This window comes from Corallococcus exercitus (genome assembly GCF_003611585.1).
Classification (GTDB): domain Bacteria; phylum Myxococcota; class Myxococcia; order Myxococcales; family Myxococcaceae; genus Corallococcus; species Corallococcus exercitus.
In genome coordinates this window covers 1-18,299 of the sequence record NZ_RAVW01000179.1, presented here as the reverse complement: position 1 = coordinate 18,299, position 18,299 = coordinate 1, and the positions used below count along the sequence as shown (strand labels likewise).

Annotated in this window: 21 protein-coding genes; 15 read left to right on the top strand and 6 right to left on the bottom strand. The window is 69.5% G+C overall.

Annotation, left to right across the window (positions count from 1 at the left end; genetic code table 11):
* Together D7W79_RS21900 and D7W79_RS21895 are read right to left on the bottom strand one after the other, a co-directional pair.
* Window positions 1–202 (bottom strand): anti-sigma factor family protein (locus D7W79_RS21900; protein WP_147442007.1); only part of this gene is annotated, 202 nt, incomplete at its 3' end.
* The gene (locus D7W79_RS21895) at window positions 199–756 is read right to left on the bottom strand and encodes an RNA polymerase sigma factor (RefSeq protein WP_120527329.1); all 558 of its coding nucleotides are present in this window, start codon (window positions 754–756) and stop codon (window positions 199–201) included. The genes D7W79_RS21900 and D7W79_RS21895, both read right to left, overlap by 4 nt.
* A 313-nt stretch (window positions 757–1,069) precedes the next feature.
* Between D7W79_RS21895 and D7W79_RS21890 the strand changes: the two genes are divergently transcribed.
* Entirely contained in the window at window positions 1,070–1,780 is a 711-nt protein-coding gene (locus D7W79_RS21890) for a class I SAM-dependent methyltransferase (RefSeq protein ID WP_120527328.1), read from the top strand.
* A gap of 11 nt (window positions 1,781–1,791) precedes the next feature.
* Here D7W79_RS21890 and D7W79_RS21885 read toward each other — a convergent pair whose 3' ends face one another.
* Window positions 1,792–2,379 (bottom strand): imm11 family protein, encoded by a 588-nt coding sequence (locus D7W79_RS21885; RefSeq protein ID WP_208729800.1) that lies wholly within the window; start codon window positions 2,377–2,379, stop codon window positions 1,792–1,794.
* 187 nt (window positions 2,380–2,566) lie between these two features.
* Here D7W79_RS21885 and D7W79_RS21880 point away from each other — a divergent pair, with 187 nt between their 5' ends.
* From D7W79_RS21880 to D7W79_RS21870, 3 genes are all read left to right on the top strand, one after another.
* Complete coding sequence (locus D7W79_RS21880; protein ID WP_338078818.1) at window positions 2,567–3,475, top strand: DUF2381 family protein; 909 nt, start codon at window positions 2,567–2,569, stop codon at window positions 3,473–3,475.
* 11 nt (window positions 3,476–3,486) lie between these two features.
* Window positions 3,487–3,978: a serine/threonine protein kinase gene (locus tag D7W79_RS21875; protein ID WP_120527331.1), complete on the top strand. Its 492-nt coding sequence runs from the start codon at window positions 3,487–3,489 to the stop codon at window positions 3,976–3,978.
* Between the two features lie 212 nt (window positions 3,979–4,190).
* Window positions 4,191–4,544 carry a hypothetical protein gene (locus D7W79_RS21870; protein WP_120527326.1) on the top strand — a complete coding sequence of 118 codons (354 nt, stop codon included), beginning with the start codon at window positions 4,191–4,193 and terminating at the stop codon, window positions 4,542–4,544.
* Window positions 4,545–4,600: 56 nt separating this feature from the next.
* On the opposite strand, the gene D7W79_RS21865 is transcribed toward D7W79_RS21870, so the two are convergent.
* Entirely contained in the window at window positions 4,601–5,401 is an 801-nt protein-coding gene (locus tag D7W79_RS21865) for a Fic family protein (protein ID WP_244221897.1), read from the bottom strand.
* Window positions 5,402–5,596: 195 nt separating this feature from the next.
* Between D7W79_RS21865 and D7W79_RS21860 the strand changes: the two genes are divergently transcribed.
* The 7 genes from D7W79_RS21860 to D7W79_RS21830 all read left to right on the top strand — a co-directional run bounded on the left by D7W79_RS21860 (window position 5,597) and on the right by D7W79_RS21830 (window position 14,375).
* Window positions 5,597–6,694: an outer membrane beta-barrel protein gene (locus D7W79_RS21860; protein ID WP_120527330.1), complete on the top strand. Its 1,098-nt coding sequence runs from the start codon at window positions 5,597–5,599 to the stop codon at window positions 6,692–6,694.
* Between the two features lie 116 nt (window positions 6,695–6,810).
* Window positions 6,811–6,900 (top strand): K(+)-transporting ATPase subunit F, encoded by a 90-nt coding sequence (gene kdpF, locus D7W79_RS21855; protein WP_120527324.1) that lies wholly within the window; start codon window positions 6,811–6,813, stop codon window positions 6,898–6,900.
* Between the two features lie 10 nt (window positions 6,901–6,910).
* On the top strand, window positions 6,911–8,626 hold the full coding sequence (gene kdpA / locus D7W79_RS21850) for a potassium-transporting ATPase subunit KdpA (protein ID WP_120527323.1): 1,716 nt from the start codon (window positions 6,911–6,913) through the stop codon (window positions 8,624–8,626).
* 2 nt (window positions 8,627–8,628) lie between these two features.
* Entirely contained in the window at window positions 8,629–10,689 is a 2,061-nt protein-coding gene (kdpB, locus tag D7W79_RS21845; RefSeq protein WP_120527322.1) for a potassium-transporting ATPase subunit KdpB, read from the top strand.
* 23 nt (window positions 10,690–10,712) lie between these two features.
* A complete protein-coding gene (kdpC, locus tag D7W79_RS21840) occupies window positions 10,713–11,348 on the top strand; it encodes a potassium-transporting ATPase subunit KdpC (RefSeq protein WP_120527321.1) in 636 nt (211 codons plus the stop codon).
* A 31-nt stretch (window positions 11,349–11,379) separates the two neighbouring features.
* Window positions 11,380–12,543 carry a sensor protein KdpD gene (locus D7W79_RS21835; protein WP_120527320.1) on the top strand — a complete coding sequence of 388 codons (1,164 nt, stop codon included), beginning with the start codon at window positions 11,380–11,382 and terminating at the stop codon, window positions 12,541–12,543.
* Entirely contained in the window at window positions 12,540–14,375 is a 1,836-nt protein-coding gene (locus D7W79_RS21830) for a HAMP domain-containing sensor histidine kinase (protein ID WP_120527319.1), read from the top strand. The genes D7W79_RS21835 and D7W79_RS21830 overlap by 4 nt, the downstream gene beginning before the upstream one ends.
* Window positions 14,376–14,382: 7 nt before the next feature.
* On the opposite strand, the gene D7W79_RS21825 is transcribed toward D7W79_RS21830, so the two are convergent.
* Window positions 14,383–14,844, bottom strand: coding sequence for a hemerythrin domain-containing protein (locus D7W79_RS21825; RefSeq protein WP_120527318.1), 462 nt, complete (start codon window positions 14,842–14,844; stop codon window positions 14,383–14,385).
* Between the two features lie 118 nt (window positions 14,845–14,962).
* Complete coding sequence (locus tag D7W79_RS21820) at window positions 14,963–16,312, bottom strand: sigma-54-dependent transcriptional regulator (RefSeq protein ID WP_167497724.1); 1,350 nt, start codon at window positions 16,310–16,312, stop codon at window positions 14,963–14,965.
* Window positions 16,313–16,541: 229 nt separating this feature from the next.
* On the opposite strand from D7W79_RS21820, the gene D7W79_RS21815 reads away from it, so the two are divergent.
* From D7W79_RS21815 to D7W79_RS21800, 4 genes are all read left to right on the top strand, one after another.
* Entirely contained in the window at window positions 16,542–16,916 is a 375-nt protein-coding gene (locus D7W79_RS21815) for a hypothetical protein (protein ID WP_120527316.1), read from the top strand.
* Window positions 16,917–16,945: 29 nt separating this feature from the next.
* Entirely contained in the window at window positions 16,946–17,266 is a 321-nt protein-coding gene (locus D7W79_RS21810) for a hypothetical protein (RefSeq protein ID WP_120527315.1), read from the top strand.
* Window positions 17,267–17,439: 173 nt separating this feature from the next.
* Entirely contained in the window at window positions 17,440–17,805 is a 366-nt protein-coding gene (locus D7W79_RS21805) for a hypothetical protein (RefSeq protein ID WP_147442006.1), read from the top strand.
* Window positions 17,806–17,850: 45 nt separating this feature from the next.
* Window positions 17,851–18,299 (top strand): PTS sugar transporter subunit IIA (locus D7W79_RS21800; protein WP_147442005.1); only part of this gene is annotated, 449 nt, incomplete at its 3' end.

Sequence of the window (18,299 nt, the reverse complement as noted above, 5' to 3'; positions counted from 1 at the left end):
GGACTGGGGAGGCCGCGCGGCTCCCTGGGGGTGGCGCCGCTTTCGCGATCGCCAGCCGTCCGAGGACGTCCGCCTGCAACAGGTCATGGAACCGCACGCCGCAGTCCTCACAGGAGGCGAGGTGGGCGCGGAAGCCCTCGTGGAGTTCGAGGGGCAGCTCCCCGTTCACGAAGGCGGGGAGGTGGGTGCAGTGGCTGTTCATCCGCTCCCCAGCTTCCGACGGGCCTCGGCCATGTCGCGAAGCTGGTCACGCAGTTTCAACCGCGCGTGGTAGAGCCACGTGCCCACCGTGCCCACGGGCGCCCCCAGCCGGCGGCCGATCTCCGCGTGGCGCAGCCCCTCCGAGTGCAGCTCGAAGGTCCGGCGCAGGTTGAAGGGCAGCAACGCGACGGCCTGGAGCAGCTCCGCCTCGGTGACGCACTCCCACAGCTCCGGGTCCGGCGCGTCCGGCTCCTCGAAGAGCTTGTGAACGTTGCCCAGGTTGATGACGGTGGTGGCTTCCGTGCGCGAACGGCGGCACGTGTCGAGGAAGCGGTTGTGCAGCACCCGCACCAGCCACGCCCGGCGCTCTGGCTCCCCCCAGCCGCGCAGGCTGTCCCACTTCAGCAGGGCCCGCAGCAGGACGTCCTGGACCAGGTCGTCACACGCCGTGGCATTCCCCCCGCAGATGTTCCGGGCGACCGCCATCAGGATGGACTGATGACGGACCGCGAAGTCGGCGTACTCCATGTCAGACCTGTCGAGTTCTTCTCTCATCGTGCGGCCCCCAGTGCCGGTGATGAAAAGAAAACGTTATAGGTCTGATTCCTTTGGAGCCACGTTAAAGCCTTACAGATGGGATGTAGTCGGCTGACAGTCTTTGTGCGTGAAGACAGGGGTTTGTGAATCCATGACGCGTCCTGGCGTCGCCGGGGCCTACCAGGTTGGTAGGACTCGAGGGCAATGGCAGGGACAGAGGCGACTGTGGTTGAGCCGCCAGGGATTGGCGACGCTTCGAATCGAAAGAACCGCCGATGCGGTCTGAATCCCCGCTCTGCCATCCAGCGAAGGCCGGACGCATCTTCCGGTCATGACCCACGATCATTCCGCCCACGCACCCGTGCATGGCTTTGGCGCCGACCGCGCTCCTCATTACGACACCCAGGCCGCGGTCAACCTCGCCGGCTACCAGGCGGCGTATGAGCTGGGCGTCAGCGCCCTGGCCGCCTGTCTGGACGGTCAGGACACGGCGTCCCTGCTGCACGTGGGCCTGGGCACGGGCGCTGAGTTGCTGCCCTATCAGCGCTTCGATGTGCCGGGCTGGCGCTTCACGGGGGTAGAGCCTTCGGCGCCGATGCTGGAGGTCGCGCGCAAGCGATTGGAGGCGGAGGGGCTGCTCGCGCGCACGCACCTGCACGAGGGCGAGCTGCGCACCCTGCCGCAAGGTCCTCCATTCGACGGCGCGCAGTTGATGGGAGTCCTGCACCACGTAGATGGGGAGGAGGCCCGCGTCGAGTTGCTGCGGGAGGTGACGCGGAGGCTCAAGCCGGGAGCGCCGCTGGTGCTGGGCTGCCGCGTGGGCAAGGACCCCGAGCTGACGAACGTGGAGTTCCGGCGGCTGCGGGCGTACGGCGTGACGCAGGAGAAGCTGGAGGCCCGGCGTCAGGCCATGGCGAAGATGCAGCCCATCGAGTCCGATGCCGCCCTGTTCGCGATGTTCGAGCGGGCCGGGCTGGTGGCGCCGAAGCCGCTCTTCGTGTCGCTCCAGTACAAGGTCTTCCTCGCGCGCTTCGGGACCTGAGTGAGACACCGTCAGCGGGGCTCGGGCGCTCCGGTCACGCGTTCGAACGACACCCCCAGATTCCCGACCCCCTCGAGTGCGTTCTTGATGTCCTCCGACACGATGAACGCCGTCTTGAACTTCTTCAGCCGGAAGACCTGCGCGCCCTCGGTCTTCGTGGGGTCGATTCGCAGTCCGTAGATCCACCGGTACTCGCCTTCATATCCAGGGGAAGGGTCGTCCTCGTCATCGTGGTGAACCTCCCTGCACCGTGCCTCGTCGAGGCAATCAATCACCTTGGTCGCATTGACGACGAAGAACGGGTCAGCCTCTCCCTCCACCATCACCGGAAAGAGCTGAACGTCATCGGGGGCCAGTGCCCGGAAGACGTTCGCGATGGCATGGCTGACAATGGGGGCCCGCTCTATCACGGAGAATACGAACTCCCGCCTCTTGCCTGGAGTTGCAATGAGGGCCTTCATGCGCCCCGGTTCTTCAAGGACACGGCCATCAGCGAACATCCAGGGCTCGTCAAAAGCCTCGCCTGAACCCCGTGTCGGTGTCTCGACGAGCCACTGCGGCACATCCCCCAGCCTCACCCAGTAGAAATGGCGCTCCACCTCACCCCTCCACCTTCACAATGAGACTCCGCAAGTCGGAGCCCTGTGTCAGAAGCTCGTTGGTCATCCTCGCAAGCTCCTTTTTGACCGGCTTGATGGGCGCCCCGGGTTGGCTGTGGGACTGCCACCCTGTTACGTTGTCCCGTCTATGCGACTTAGCCCACTCGCAGGGTCTGCCCTGGTCTTCTTGCTTCTGAGCGCGGCGACCGCCAAGGCAAGCGACAAGTGCGACCGCCCCAAGCAGCGGACCATCCTGCTTTCCGAGCACCCTTCAGACGGCACCCAAGCCGTCTACGTGACGGGGCAGGTCATCACGGCCTTGCGCTTCGAGGTGCCCGTTGACCCCAGCAAGACGAAGGTCATTGGCTGGGAGGGCCGCCTCGAACCGCTCACGGTGGTCCGCAACAAGGTCATCATCGAGCCCATCCGGGATCTCGACAGCGATGAAGGGCTCCCCCTGGTCGTGACGCTGGTTGATGGAACCGAGATCCCGTTCCTCGTGAGGCCTCCGTGGAGAGAGAAGGACAGTGGTGGGTGGCCGCCAATTCTCGACCAACAGGTTGACGTGTTCAAAAACCGGGAGAGCTACGCGGCCATGCACTCGGCCCTGATGGACGCCCTCAAGAAGAACGACGCCCTGGCCGAGGAAAACGAGCGCCATCGCAAGGAGGAGAACTCCATCGACCACGCCTACGCGACGCTTCTGGCGAATGGGCAGGCGAAGAAGACGCCGTTTCGATTCGTTGCATCCGCCCGCCCGAAGGATCCGGGCATGGAAATGGTCGTTGAGGTCTACTCAGGCCAAGGCAAAGCAGCCGCCGTCATCTACCTGTCGAACATCGGCTACGGCGAGACATGGGAGTTCGCGGACGCCTACCTGACGCGTGACATGACGAGCTATCCAAAGCAGCCCTTCGCGCTTCGGATGACCCGTTCCGCGATTGCTCCAGGACAGTCAGGAACCATCGCCGTCGTGGCGGACAAAAGCGCCTTCGAGAAGAACGGGCAGCTCGTGGACCTGGCGCTTCGGATTTTCCGGTCTGACGGCAACCAGCAGGTCTTGGTGCGGATGGATCGCACCCTGATTCGGCGGTAAAGGTGCCGATCATGCCCACCAGCCGAGCCCTGCTGATCCCCTCTGTCATTCTACTTGCCGCGTCCTCAGCATGCACCACGACGGGTGGAGTTTCATTGCGCTCGGACGGCTCTCCTGGACCGCAGGAGTGTCCAGAGAAGGCGCTCGAAGCCATGCGATACCTGAAGCTGCATGTGGGTGACGCCGCGCTCGTAGAGCTGGACGCGAACCAGATGAGGTCACGCCGCAGCACCCTCTACGATGGCCCGATTGAGAGCGTCCTCATGCGCGACTTGGGCCCACTGGAGACGACAACCCGGCTGTACGGACAGGTCTGGACGAGCGGGCCGCAGGTCGTCGTCCGGTACTACAAGGCCCACCCACCAGACGGCGACGAGGTGCCCATCTGCGCGGTGGCACGGCTGAGCGAGGACCAGATGCGGAAGCAACCCGAGTCAAAGCCCGGCACGGCCATTCTCGATGGCTCCATGGCGTCTGCCGTCGTGGTCAATGCATTCCGGTGACACTCCAGTCCGAGCTGCGCTTCAATCCTGGCGCGAACCGTGGGGTCGCGTTGGAAAAGGGCTCGGGTCAATGAACCCGGGCCGCCAGGGATCCGAGGCTGCATCAGAATTCCGAGGCAGGTTCCTCAAGGCAAGCGCGCGGAATCCCTGAGCCGCCCTCCTGGTCCACGCCTTGCTCCGGGCTGAGGCTTCACGCCTTCCATGGAGCCACGATGCGCTGGATGCGGATGCTGGGCTGTTGTCTGACGGTGATGACCCTCGCTGCCTGTGGTTCGGACGACGGGGAGAAGCTGGGGAGGTTGAAGCTGCGGGAGGGCCAGTCGCTGGACCTGGCGCAGGAGTGCGGCGTGAACCTGCCCCAGTGTCCGCAGGGCCTGTCCTGCCTCGTGCTCAAGCTGGACGGCGTGTCGAAGGCGCGCTGCGTGGATGACACCCAGGTGTGCAGCGAGCTCGTGTCCTGCACGGGCGGCACCGAGTGCGTCATCCTGGATTCGTATCCCGGCCAGGTCACCTGTTCCGGCAAGTGCACTTCGGACTGCGACTCCTCCGTGTCCAGCAGTCCCTGACGTCAGCGAGCCTGGAGCAGGTGGTTGATGGCAGAGGTCCAGAGCTCCGTCGCAAGTCAGTCAGTCGGGAACTCACGGACTTCAAGAACCTCATGGGCCGCCCACTCGTACTCCGCGAAGCCCTGGTCCAGTCGGTCGAGCGTCAGCTCCACCATCGCGGTGATGTCTCCCGAATGGGATGCATCGAGCGCCATGTAATACCGCGCCCGGTCCTCGACGAGCAGGACGATGGCGGGATAGTGCTCCCGCATCAGCAGCAGGTTGGCGAGCAGCCTCCCTGTCCGTCCGTTCCCATCCACGAAGGGATGAATCGTCTCGAACCACGCATGCGCGATGGCGCAGACGACCACCGGGTGCTCGGTCTTGGCTCCAGCCAACCACGCTCCGAACGTCCGCATCTCCTCGGGCACCTGGACGGCTTGCGGAGACACATGCTTCGAGCCACCGATTCGCACGCTGATGCGTCGATAGACACCGGCGTTCTCGGGGTCGATGACGCGCAGGACGGTGCCGTGAATCTCGCGCACATCCCGCTCGCCCAGCACCGACTCCCTGCGGGCCAGTGCTTCAACGAAGTCGAGCGCATGCGCGAGGTTCACCGCCTCGAAGTGGTCCTTCAGCGACTTGCCCGCGATGGTGATGCCGTCTTCAATGACTGCCCGTGTCTCCGGCAGGGTCAGTCGGTTCCCCTCGATCGCATTCGAATTGTACGTGTGGTGGATCCGGAACCAGTGCCGCAGGTTCTCCACCGCGGCGGCAGGCATCCGTGTGGCACGCAGCCGGCGCATCCGCTCGGTCGCCTGCTGAAGCCTGGGTTCGATGCTCTCGCTCCACCGGTACGGATGCACGCCAACCACCTCCGCGCTCCACTGTAACCGCTCGCCGGTGCCTGCCCGTCCGCTGTCGCCCCCTTTCACCCTGCGACCCTCGCCGGCCCCCATTCCTGCATCTTGCAACCCGGCCCCACGGGCCGCTGCCGTAACCCGCTGGAATTGCTGCACGCTCCGCCCCCGGCGGGCGGTACAGGAACTGCTCCTGGGAAGATGGACCTCATGTCCGCCCCCGAACTTGCCTCTTCGCTGCTTCAGCTGTTGCTGGTCCAGACCCCCGAGACCGCGTCCCCCTCCTCCGTGCTCTCCCAGCTCCAGGTCGAGGGCGGCGTGGACACCTACTACGGCTACAACTTCAACCGCCCCGGCAGCGACGTGAACTTCCTGCCGGGCACCGGCACCACCGCCCGCCGGCACGATGAAATCACCGTCAACCTGGCCTCGCTGGGCGTGAGCCTGGCGCCAGAGCCCGTGGGCTTCCACGTGCTGCTCGGTTTCGGCACCGGCATGGATGTCCTGCACCGCGCGGAGCCCGAGGAGGACGCCACCGGCCCCGACGTCTGGCGTTACGTGCAGAAGGCCTCGCTGTCCTTCGAACAGGGCCCCCTCACCCTGGAGGCGGGCATCTATCCCAGCCACATCGGCCTGGAGTCCTTCCAATCCCAGCTCAACTGGACCTACACCCGCTCGTGGATGGGCGAGTTCTCGCCCTACTACCAGACAGGCCTCAAGGGCACCTGGCGGTTCGATGAGCGCTGGAGCGCGCAGCTCCATCTGCTCAATGGCTGGCAGACCATTGGAGACAACAACGGCGGCAAGGCCCTGGGCACCCAGGTGGCCTACGCCGGGGACCGGCTGAGCGCGGCCTTCAATACCTTCGTGGGCAACGAGGGCTCCGGCGACGCGGAGGCCCTGCGTCTGTTCGCGGACACCGTCGTCACCCTGAAGGCCACCGGCACCGTGAGCATCGCCGCCACCGCGGACGTCGGCCGGCAGGCCCGCCCCGGGACCTCCGCCGCCCTCTGGTACGCGGCGGGCGCCAACGTCCGTGTCCAGCTTGCGACCCCCGTGGCCATGACGGCGCGCGCGGAGGTGTACCGCGACCGCGACGGCCTGATCAGCGGCACCGCGCAGACCCTGGCCGAGGGCACGCTCACCCTGGAAGTGAAGCCCGCGGAACACCTCACCCTCAAGGCCGAGGCGCGCCACGACCACTCGACCCAGAACGTCTTCGACGGACCCACGCGCGGGGACGAAGGGCCGCCCCTGCCGCGCTCCACCCAGACCCTGGTCGTCGTCGGCGCGACCGCCACCTTCTGAACCCGAAGCGGAGCTTCCCGCCATGGACCTCGTCCTCATCCTGGTGACCGTTGGTTTCTTCGTGCTCACGCAAGCCTATGCCCACGGCTGTGAGCACCTGTGAGGAGTCCCCTGTCATGACCTTCGAATACGTCGCCGGGACCGCGCTCGCGGTCCTGCTGTCCGCCTACCTCATCTACGCCCTGCTCCGGCCAGAGCGCTTCTAGGAGCCTCGCCATGACCCTCATTGGCTGGTCGCAGACCCTGCTGTTCTTCGCCCTCGTGCTCGCCCTGACGAAGCCCGTGGGCGCCTACCTCTTCCGCGTCCTCGAAACGGACGCCCGTCCCCTGCCGCGCGTGCTGGGCCCCGTCGAGCGCGGCCTGCTGCGCCTGTGCGGCGTGTCCCGGGAGGAGGAGCAGACGTGGGGCCAGTACACGGCCTCCCTGCTCGCCTTCAGCCTCTTCAGCGTGCTGGGCGTCTATGCGCTCCAGCGCCTGCAGCACCTGCTGCCCTTCAACCCCCAGGGGTTGCCCGCCGTGGGCCCGGAGCTGGCCTTCAACACCGCCGCCAGCTTCACCGCCAACACCAACTGGCAGTCCTACGCGGGCGAATCCACGATGAGCTACGCCACCCAGATGCTGGGGCTGACGTGGCAGAACTTCATGTCCGCCGCGGCGGGCCTGGGTGTCGCGCTCGCGCTGGCGCGCGGCCTCACCCGCCGCCCAGGTCCCGAGGGCCGCAAGACGCTGGGCAACTTCTGGGGCGACCTGGTGCGCGCCACGCTCTACGTGCTCCTGCCTCTGAGCTTCGTCGCGGCCCTGTTCTTCGTGTCCCAGGGCGTCATCCAGAACCTGGCGCCGTACCACGGCGTCACCACGCTGGAGGGCGCGAAGCAGACGCTCGCCTTCGGGCCGGTGGCCTCGCAGGAGGCCATCAAGATGCTGGGCACCAACGGCGGCGGCTTCTTCAACGCCAACAGCGCCCACCCGTTTGAAAACCCCACGCCCCTCACCAACCTGGTCCAACTGCTGCTCATCTTCGTGCTGCCCGCGGGCCTCACGTACACCTACGGCAAGATGACCGGCGACACGAAGCAGGGCTGGGCCCTCTTCGCCGCCATGTCCGTCCTCTTCCTCGTGGGCGCAGCGGCCAGCTACGCCGCCGAGTCCCAGGCCAACCCCGCGCTGGCCGTCGCCGTCGCCCAGGACGGGAACCTGGAGGGCAAGGAGACGCGCTTCGGCGTCGCCGCCTCCTCGCTGTTCGCCACCGTCACCACCGACGCGTCGTGCGGCGCGGTCAATTCCATGCATGACAGCTTCACGGCGCTCGGTGGGCTGGTGCCGCTGGTCAACATGCACCTGGGCGAGGTCATCTTCGGCGGCGTGGGCGCGGGCCTCTACGGCATCCTCATGATGGCGGTGCTCGCGGTGTTCATCGCGGGCCTGATGGTGGGCCGCACCCCGGAGTTCCTGGGCAAGAAGATCGAAGCGCGCGAGATGAAGCTCGCCATGCTGTACGTGCTCATCTTCCCGCTCGTCATCCTGGGCCTGTCCGCGGTGTCCGCCGTGATTCCGCAAGGCACGTCCTCGCTCAACAACGCGGGCCCCCACGGCCTGTCCGAAATCCTCTACGCGTTCACCAGCGGCGTCGCCAACAACGGCAGCGCCTTCGCGGGCCTCAACGCCAACACGCCGTTCTGGAACGTCAGCCTGGGCGTGTCGATGCTCGCGGGCCGCTTCCTGATGATGGTGCCGGTGCTGGCGCTGGCCGGCTCGCTGGTGGGCAAGAAGGTCGTGGCCGCCGGGCCCGGCACCTTCCCCACCCAGGGCGTGCTGTTCACCGGTCTGCTCGTGAGCGTCATCCTCATCGTGGGGGCGCTGACGTTCTTCCCCGCGTTGTCCCTGGGCCCCATCGTCGAGCACTTCCTCGGCGCGGCCGGAAAGGTGTACTGACCATGGCTGCTTCGTCCAAGCCGGCGTCGCTGCTGGACCCGTCGCTGCTCAAGCCCGCCGTGTGGGAGAGCCTCAAGAAGCTCCACCCGCGCGACGTGGCCCGCAACCCGGTGATGTTCGTGGTGTGGGCCGGCAGCCTGCTGACCACCGTGTTCGTCATCAAGGACGCCGTGTCCCCCCGCACGGAGGGCGCGCCGCTGTGGTTCACCGTGTCGGTGATGCTGTGGCTGTGGTTCACCGTCCTCTTCGCCAACTTCGCCGAGGCCGTGGCGGAAGGGCGGGGCAAGGCCCAGGCGAGCGCCCTGCGCCGCATGCGCCAGGACACCCAGGCCCGGCGCCTCACCGGCGACGGCCGCGAGGAGCGCGTCGGCGCGCCCGCCCTGCGCAAGGGCGACCGCGTGGTGTGCGAGGCCGGGGACGTCATCCCCGGCGACGGCGAGGTGGTGGAGGGCATCGCCAGCGTGGACGAGTCCGCCGTCACCGGCGAGTCCGCCCCCGTCATCCGCGAGTCCGGCGGCGACCGCTCCGCCGTCACCGGCGGCACCAAGGTGCTGTCCGACCGCATCGTCATCCGCATCGGCGTGGACCCCGGCGAGTCGTTCCTCGACCGGATGATTGGCCTGGTGGAGGGCGCGGCCCGCAAGAAGACGCCCAACGAGATCGCCCTGCACATCCTGCTGGTGGGGCTCACGCTGGTGTTCCTCCTGGCGTGTGTGACGCTGGTGCCCCTTGCTCTTTATTCGGGCGTGCCGCTGTCCGGCACCGCCGTGGTCGCGCTGCTCGTGTGCCTCATCCCCACCACCATCGGCGGCCTCTTGAGCGCCATCGGCATCGCGGGCATGGACCGGCTGTTGCGCAAGAACGTGCTCGCGCTCAGCGGCCGCGCGGTGGAGGCGGCGGGGGACGTGGACACGCTGCTGCTGGACAAGACGGGCACCATCACCCTGGGCAACCGCATGGCCACGGAGCTGCTGCCCATGCCGGGCGTGCGCATGGAGGAGCTGGCGGAGGCCGCGCAGCTCGCGAGCCTCGCGGACGAGACCCCGGAGGGCCGCTCCGTCGTGACGCTGGTGAAGGACGCCTACAAGCTGCGCCCGCGCGAGCTGCGTGCGCACCAGGCCACGTTCGTCCCCTTCACCGCGCAGACGCGCATGAGCGGCTGTGACCTGGTGGACCCGCACCCCCGCAGCATCCGCAAGGGCGCGGTGGACGCCATCGTGCGGCACACGCGGGAGCAGGGCGGCAGCGTCCCGGACGCGCTGACCGAGGCCGCGGGCCGCATCGGTGACGCGGGCGGCACGCCGCTCGCCGTGGCGGAGGGCGCCCGGGTGCTGGGCATCATCCACCTGAAGGACGTGGTGAAGGGCGGCATCAAGGAGCGCTTCGACCGCTTCCGCGCCATGGGAATCCGCACGGTGATGATCACCGGCGACAACCCGCGCACCGCCGCCGCCATCGCGCGCGAGGCCGGCGTGGACGACTTCCTGGCGGAGGCCACCCCGGAGGCGAAGCTCGCGCTCATCCGCGCGGAGCAGGGCAAGGGCAAGCTCGTGGCGATGACGGGGGACGGCACCAACGACGCGCCCGCGCTGGCCCAGGCGGACGTGGGCGTGGCCATGAACACCGGCACCCAGGCCGCCAAGGAGGCCGGCAACATGGTGGACCTGGACTCCAACCCCACCAAGCTGCTGGAGGTGGTGGAGGTGGGCAAGCAGTTGCTGATGACGCGCGGCACGCTGACGACGTTCTCCATCGCCAACGACGTCGCGAAGTACTTCGCCATCCTCCCGGCCCTCTTCATGGGCGTCTTCCCGCAGATTGCCCCGCTCAACGTGATGGGGCTGACGTCGCCGCTCAGCGCCATCCTGTCCGCGGTCATCTTCAACGCGCTCATCATCGTGGCGCTCATCCCGCTGGCGCTGAAGGGCGTGCGCTACCGCCCCCTGGGCGCGGCGGCGCTCTTGCGCCGCAGCCTGCTGCTGTACGGGGTGGGCGGCGTCATCGTCCCGTTCGTGGGCATCAAGGTCATTGACGTGCTGCTCACCCGCGTGGGTCTGGCGTGAGCCCGGAAAGGAATCCCGACACCATGGTCTCCACCCTGCTCGTCGCCCTGCGCGCCAGCGTCGTCACGCTGGTCCTCACGGGCGTGCTGTACCCCCTGGCCGTCACCGGCATGGCGCAGGGGCTGTTCTCCAGGGAAGCCAACGGGTCGCTGGTGCGGGACGACCAGGGCCGCGAGGTGGGCAGCGCGCTCATCGGCCAGGGCTTCGCGCGGCCGGACTACTTCCAGCCGCGCCCCTCCGCCGCGGGCCAGGGTTTCGACGCCACGGCCTCCAGCGGCAGCAACCTGGGCCCCACGTCCCAGAAGCTGCGCGAGCGAGCGGTGGCGGAGGCGGAGCGGCTGCGCCGCGAAAACCCCGGCGCCCCGGGCCCGGTCCCCGCGGAGCTGGTCGCCGCGTCCGGGTCCGGGTTGGATCCGCACGTCTCCCCGGAGGCCGCGCTGTGGCAGGTGCCCCGGGTGGCGCGGGCGCGCGGGGTGGACCCGGCGCGCGTGAGCGCCCTGGTGCGCTCCCAGGTGGAGGGGCGGACGTTCGGCGTGCTGGGCGAGCCCCGGGTGAATGTGCTCACGTTGAACCTGGCGATGGACCGCCAGTTCGGCGGGGCCGCTTCCCCGCCCGCGACGCCCCTGGGCGCCGCGCAGCCCGTCTCCCCGTCCCCCTGAGGCGGGCTCCCCGGAAGAGGAGGACCCTGGCATGACGACGCGGCGACCTCGCGCGGAGGACTTCCTGGAGCTGGTGGAGCGCGGCCGGCGCGGCCGGCTGAAGCTCTACATCGGCTTCGCGGCGGGCGTGGGCAAGACGTTCCGCATGCTGGAGGAGGCGCACGCGCTCAAGGCGCGCGGCGTGGACGTGGTGCTGGGGTTCATCGAAACGCATGGCCGGCGGGAGACGGAGGCGCTCGTGGCGGGGCTGGAGGCCGTGCCCCGCCAGCGCGTCAGCTACCGCGACGTCACCGTGGAGGAGATGGACCTGGACGCCGTGCTCGCGCGAAGGCCCCAGGTGGCCGTCGTGGACGAGCTGGCCCACACCAACCTGCCGGTGTGCCGCCACCGCAAGCGCTACCAGGACGTGCAGGAGCTGCTGGCCGCGGGCATCAACGTCATTGGCGCCTTCAACGTGCAGCACCTGGAGAGCCTCAACGACCTGGTGGAGCGCAACACCGGCGTCACCGTGCGGGAGACCCTGCCCGACAGCTTCCTCAAGACGGCGGATCAGGTGGTGAACCTGGACCTCGCGGTGGAGGACCTGCACGAGCGCCTCAAGGCCGGGAAGATCTACGCGCCCGACAAGGTGCCGCACGCCCTGGAGCGCTTCTTCACCGGCGACAACCTCTCCACGCTGCGGGAGCTGGCGCTGCGCGAGGTGGCGGAGAGCCTGGACCGTGCCACGACGGGCAGAGAGGTTCGCGCGGGCGAGGAGCCCTCACCGAAGGGAGGCGCCTGGGGCCGCGTGCTGGTGGCCCTCTCCAGCAACCCTCCGCGCGCGGCGACGCTGCTGCGCCGCGGGTCCCGCATGGCGGGCCGGCTCAACACGGACTGGTTCGTGGTGTACGTGGAGACGCCGCGCGAGGCGCCGAACCTCATCGACGCGGAGGCGCAGCGGCACCTGCTGACCAACATCGAGAAGGCGAAGGAGCTGGGCGCGGAGGTGGTGCGCCTGCGCGCGGGCGACCCGGTGGCCGCGCTGCTGGACTTCGCCCGGTCGCACGGCGTGGGGCACATCATCATCGGCCGCTCCAACCAGGCGAAGTGGCGCCAGCGGCTGGGGATGACGGCGGACGCGCGCCTCTTGCGCGAAGGCGACGGCTTCGACATCCACGTCGTGTCCTTCGAGCCCCACGAGGAGAAGCGCCCATGACGCTGCGCTCCCGGCTGCTGCTGGCCCAGGCCCCGCTGGTGGTGGCGCTGCTGCTGCTGGGCACCACGGCCGTCGTCACCCTGGCGCGCGTGGGCCGCTCCGGCCAGCGGGTGCTGGAGGACAACTACCGCAGCGTGCTCGCCACCCAGCGCATCACCGAACAGCTGGAGCGCATGGACAGCGCGGCGCTGTTCATCATCGCGGGAGAGCGCGAGCGCGGCCTGGCCCAGCAGGCCGCGCAGCGCCCACCGCTGGAGACGGAGCTGGGCGTCCAGCTGGGCAACATCACCGAGCCCGGCGAGGCGGAGGCGACGCAGCGGCTGCGCGCCGCGTGGGTGAAGTACCGGGAAGAGTTCGACGCGTTCCTCCAGGAGCGTGACGCGGAGGCCGCGCGCAAGCGCTACTTCGAGTCGCTCTCGCCGGCCTTCCAGGAGGCGAAGGCGGCCGCGTCCTCCATCCTCGCGTTGAACCAGGACGCGATGGTGCGCAAGAGCGACCGGCTGCGCCAGCAGAGCGAGCGGGTGAACACGCTGATGGCACTGGCCGTGGTGGCGGCGCTGGGCTTCGGCCTGTTCTTCACCACGTCGCTGGTGCAGCGAGCGCTGCGCCCCGTGTCGGTGCTGTCGCAGGCGGTGCGCCGGTTGGGGCAGGGGGATGGAGAGGCGCGAGCGGTGGTGGAGGGGCGGGACGAAATCGCCCAGCTCGCGCGGGACTTCAACACCATGGCGGAGCGGCTGGGGCAGTACCGCAAGAGCAGCCTGGGAGAGCTGCTCCAGGCGCAGGCGGTGTCACAGGCGGCCATCGACAGCCTGCCCGACCCGGTGCTGGTGCTGGGCGCGGACGGCGGGCTGCTCAACGTGAACGCCGCGGCGGAAGAGGTGCTGCGCCTGAGGCTGGACGAAGGAGGGGACGCGCTGGGCCGCGTGGAGCCGGAGGTGCGTGCCGTCCTGGAGCGCGTGCGAGCCCACGTCGTGGGCGGAAGGGGCGCGTACCAGCCCCGGGGTTACGAGGAGGCGGTGCGGGTGGAGGCGTCCCCGGAGGGCGGCCGGTGGCTCCTGCCGCGAGGCAGCCCGGTGCACGGCGAAACGGGAGACGTCGTGGGCGCCACGCTCATCCTCCAGGACGTGACGCGGCTGCGGCGCTTCGACGAGTTGAAGAACGACCTGGTGGCCACGGTGGCGCACGAGTTCCGCACGCCGCTCACGTCGCTGCGCATGGCCATCCACCTGGTGGCGGAAGGCGTCGTGGGGCAGGTGACGGAGAAGCAGGCGGACCTGCTCTTCGCGGCACGCGAGGACTGTGAGCGATTGCAGGGCATCGTGGACGACCTGCTGGACCTGTCGCGCATCCAGTCCGGGCAGCTCCAGCTGGACGTGCGGGAGGTGCGCACGGAGGAGTTGGTGGAGCACGCGCTGTCCGCGCAGCGAACGCTGGCGGAGGACCGGGGCGTGCGCCTGTCGCAATCCCTGTCACCGGACGTGGAGACGGTGCGCGTGGATCCGGACCGGCTGCACCTGGTGCTGGGAAACCTGGTGGGCAACGGCGTGAAGCACACGCCCCAGGACGGCGAGGTGTCGGTGCACGTGTCGCGCGACGGAGCCCACGTGCGCTTCGAGGTGCGGGACACCGGCGAGGGCATCCCCGCCCAGGAGCAGGCGCGCATCTTCGAGAAGTTCTACCGCGCCCCGGGCGCACCGGCGGGTGGCGCCGGCCTGGGGTTGTCCATCGCAAGGGACATCGTCCAGGCCCACGGCGGCGAGCTGGGCGTGGTGAGCACGCCAGGGCAGGGCAGCACCTTCTGGTTCACACTGCCGCAGCCCGCGGAGGCCTGAAGCGGCGTCACACCGGCGCGGACGTCTCCAGTTGACGCATCGCCTCGCGGCGCGCGTCGGACGCGGAGCGGACGATTTCATCGCTGGACGGGCCGAACACGCCCGAGTCCATCTTGCGCAGCCGGGGCAGCACCTCGCGCTCCTCTTCGGACATGTGCTGCGCCACCACGGCCTCCAGTTGCCGCACCGTGGCGTCGCGGCGGCGCGCGTCGTGGCGGATGCGCAGCAGCTCGGAGAGCAGCTGCATCATCTCCCCGTGTTCCTCCACGGCGAAGTCGATGTGCGGCCCGTCGACGACAGTTCGCGCGACGGGATACACCCAGCGCTCCTCGAGGGTGGTGTGCAGCGTGAGCGTTTCAGCCAGGCGCAGGCACAGCTCCGGCTTCTCTTCGTCCGGAGTGTGACGCCAGGCCTCGAAGAGTGCTTCGGCGTCGCGGTGCTGCTGGATGAGCACGTCGATGAGGTTCATGACGAGCCAGGGTCTTCACGCGCGCGCCAGGGCGCAATCCACTCGCGAGGGCAAGTGTCCCTGCACGCCTCACCCCCAGGGGTCAGGCCTGCATGCACTGGTGCACAGGCCGCGCGCGTCACGTCTCCGGCTTCGCGTCCGCTTCGTACTTCTTGCGCTTGCGCCACAGCGTCGACGCGTCGATGCCGAGCAGCCGGGCCGCCTCGTCCAGCGTCGGCGCGGAGGCCATCACCCGCAGGATGTGTTCACGCTCCACCTCTTCCAGCGTGTGCGGCCCGCCCAGGCTCACCCCCGGCCCCACCGCCGCGGCGATGCGCTCCGGGAAGGCCTGGGGTTCCAGCACGCCCGACGCGCCCACGATGAGCGCCCGCTCCAATGCGTTGCGCAGCTCGCGCACGTTGCCCGGCCATGCATAGGCCCGCAGCATCGCCTCCGTGGCGGGCGACAGCTCCGGCGCCGGACGCTGCGCGGCCTTCGCGAAGAAGGCGACGAAGCGGCGTGCCAGCGGGATGAGGTCCTCCGGCCGCTCGCGCAGGGCGGGGAGCTTCACCTCCAGGACGTTCAACCGGTACATCAGGTCCTCGCGGAAGCGCCCCTCCGCCACGTCCTTCTCCAGGTCGCGGTGCGTGGCCGCCACCACGCGCACGTCCGCCTTGCGCGTGCGTCCCTCCCCCAGCCGTTCGAACTGCTTCTCCTGGAGGAAGCGCAGCAGCTGCGCCTGGAGCGAAGGGCTCATCTCCGCCACTTCATCCAGGAAGAGCGTGCCCCCTTCCGCCTGCTCCACGCGCCCCGGCTGGTCCTTCACCGCGCCCGTGAAGGCGCCGCGTGCGTGTCCGAACAGCTCGCTCGCCAGCAGCTGTTCGGACAGGGTGGGGCAGTTGATGGTGACGAACGGCCGCTTGCGCCGGGCGCTCATGAAGTGCAGCGCCCGCGCCAGCACCCCCTTGCCCGTGCCACTCTCTCCGCGCAGCAGCACCGCCGCGTCGGACGTGGCCGCGCGCGTGATGAAGCCGATGGCCGCGTGCATGGCCGGCGACGCCGTCTCCAGCGTGGCCTCCGGCACCGCCTGCGCCAGCTGCCCCTCCAAATCCCCCAGCTGAGAGGACAGCTCCCGCTGCGCCTTCGCGCGCTCCAGCACGTGGCGGATCTGCGCGGGGGTGAACGGCTTGGGCAGGTAGTCGCGCGCGCCCCGCTTCACCGCCTCCACGGCCGTGTCGAACGTCGCGTAGGCGGTGATGAGGATGACGTCCAGCGCCGGTGACTCGGCGAGCAGGCGGGGAAGCAACTCCAGGCCGGACGCGTTGCCCAGCCGCAGGTCGACGAACGCCAGGTCCGCCGGCCCCTGGGCGAGCGCGGCGAGCGCGGCCTCCGGCGTGGCGGCCTCTCGCACCTCACAGCCCAGGCCCTCCAGACACACGCGCAAGGTGTGGCGGATGTTTCGCTCGTCGTCCACCACGAGCACCCGCATGGGGCGCTCCATCGCCTCGGCACTGGCACGCACTTCCATGGACACAGTCTAAGAGCATGCCGTGTGCCGGGCCCGTCTGTCGGATGCCGGGCGGCGCAAGTCACGGCGGGTGCATCGCATCCGGCACGGTGCGCCCCGGAAGGCGGTTGCAAGGTGCAACCCCGGACGGGCTGGTGTCTGCTGCGGCGCGGCCGTGCGGCTGGCACGCGCCATGGATGGAAGGAAGCCCATGGGCAACGAAGAGACGCCCCCGGATGAAGGGGGCGAGGACAAGAACATCTTCGCGAAGGAGCTGGCCCCGCCGCCCAGCATCTGGCTGCGCAAGGGCACCTGGCTGGCCCTCGTCTTCGTGGTGATGGTGGGCGTCTTCATCTGGCTCCAGGGCGGGGAGAACCGCGCGCTGGAAGCCATCTCCCCCTCGCAGCGGGAAGCCCTCTTCACGGAGACCCGCGCCGAGTTCCGCCTGCTGTGCCTGGTCGACGGCGGCGCCTCGCGCTGGCCCAAGAAGTGCGCCCGGGAGGCGGACTTCCTCGTCCGTTTCCCCGAGTGTGACGACGCCTGTCGCCGCGAGGCGGGGCCCTTCCTCCCGCATCCCTCGCGCTGAGCGGCACGCTCCTTGCCCTGAAGTGGGGGATGGCTTCTTCCAAGCTGGATGCTTCCGAGCCGCGGCGGCTGGCCCGGCCGTGGTGGCGGGACCTGCCGGGCTGGCTGCTGTTGTGGACGCTGGCGGCGGTGGCGCTCGCCAGCACGTGCTCCGACCGTCGGAGCCTCCAGGGGCTGTCAGCCGGGGACCGGGCGGCGCTGTACCAGCGGACCTCCGACGAGTTCCACACCCTGTGCGAAGGCCCCCACGCCGGGGACTTCCTGCCCCGGTGCCGCGAACAAGCCCGGTTCCTCCGGAGCTTCCCCGAGTGCGACGAGGCGTGCCGCGCCAGACTCGCCCCCTGGCGCTGAGCCCCTCATCGCGTCCTGCACTGCGTCACCGTGCAGGATGAAACCGCGCGTGGCGCGGGCCGGGAAAACCCCTTGGAAGAACACGGGGATGCGGGGGGCTCCGGGCGGCACGCGGGATGCTCTTGGGGGAGGGTGACCGGGACAGGCTCCCGGCATCCAAGGAGCGGAACATCATGGGAGTGGTCGCCTTCTTGAACGCGTGGGTCTCTTCGGGCAGGGCTTCGGAGCGCCGGGCGGGGGGCCGCGCTGGGGGCTCGGACGAGGGCTCGCTCAAGGCCGTGCGTGCGCTGGGGGCCCAGGGGTTGGCGGATGCCCGCCGCCGGGGCGCCCGCGCGCTGGAGGAGGCGTGGCGGTGCACCTGCTGCCGCAGCCTGCTGGCCCACGTCTTCGAGCGCGTGGGCTCCACGCTGTTCCTGGACGACGACCCGGACGCGCTGGCCCGGTCCTTCGACGACAGCGAGCGCGACCGGTACAGCGCCCGCGTGCTCGCGGCCTGCATCGTGATGGTGGGCCGGGAGCGCGTCGCCGCCGCGGTCTGAGCGCGGGGCGCGGGAGCCGTCCGTCAACTGGAAGGAGGCATGCACATGCGGTGGATGGATTTCCTGGCGGTGGAGGCGGTCCGCCCCAACCTGCGGGCGCACGACGGCGAGTCGCTGCTGGCGGAGCTGGCGGAGCTGCTGGCACCGGGGGCGGATGTTCCACGGGAGGTGCTCGCCGGAGCGCTGCGCGCGCGAGAGCGGCTGGGCACCACGGCCATGGAAGGGGGCGTGGCCATCCCCCACTGCCGCGTGGAGGGGGTGCGGCGCATCGTCACCTGCGTGGGGCTGCACCGGGGCGGTCTGGCCTTCGGTGAACCCGAGGACGGCCTGGTGCGCATCTTCGTCGGCGTGGTGGCCCCACCCGACACCGCGGGCCTGCACCTCAACGTGCTGTCACGCATCGCGGCGCTGCTGCACGCGCCGCCCCAGCGGGACGCGCTGCTCGCCACCCTCACCGCCAGTGAGGCCCACGCCCTGCTGGCCCGGGCCGAGAC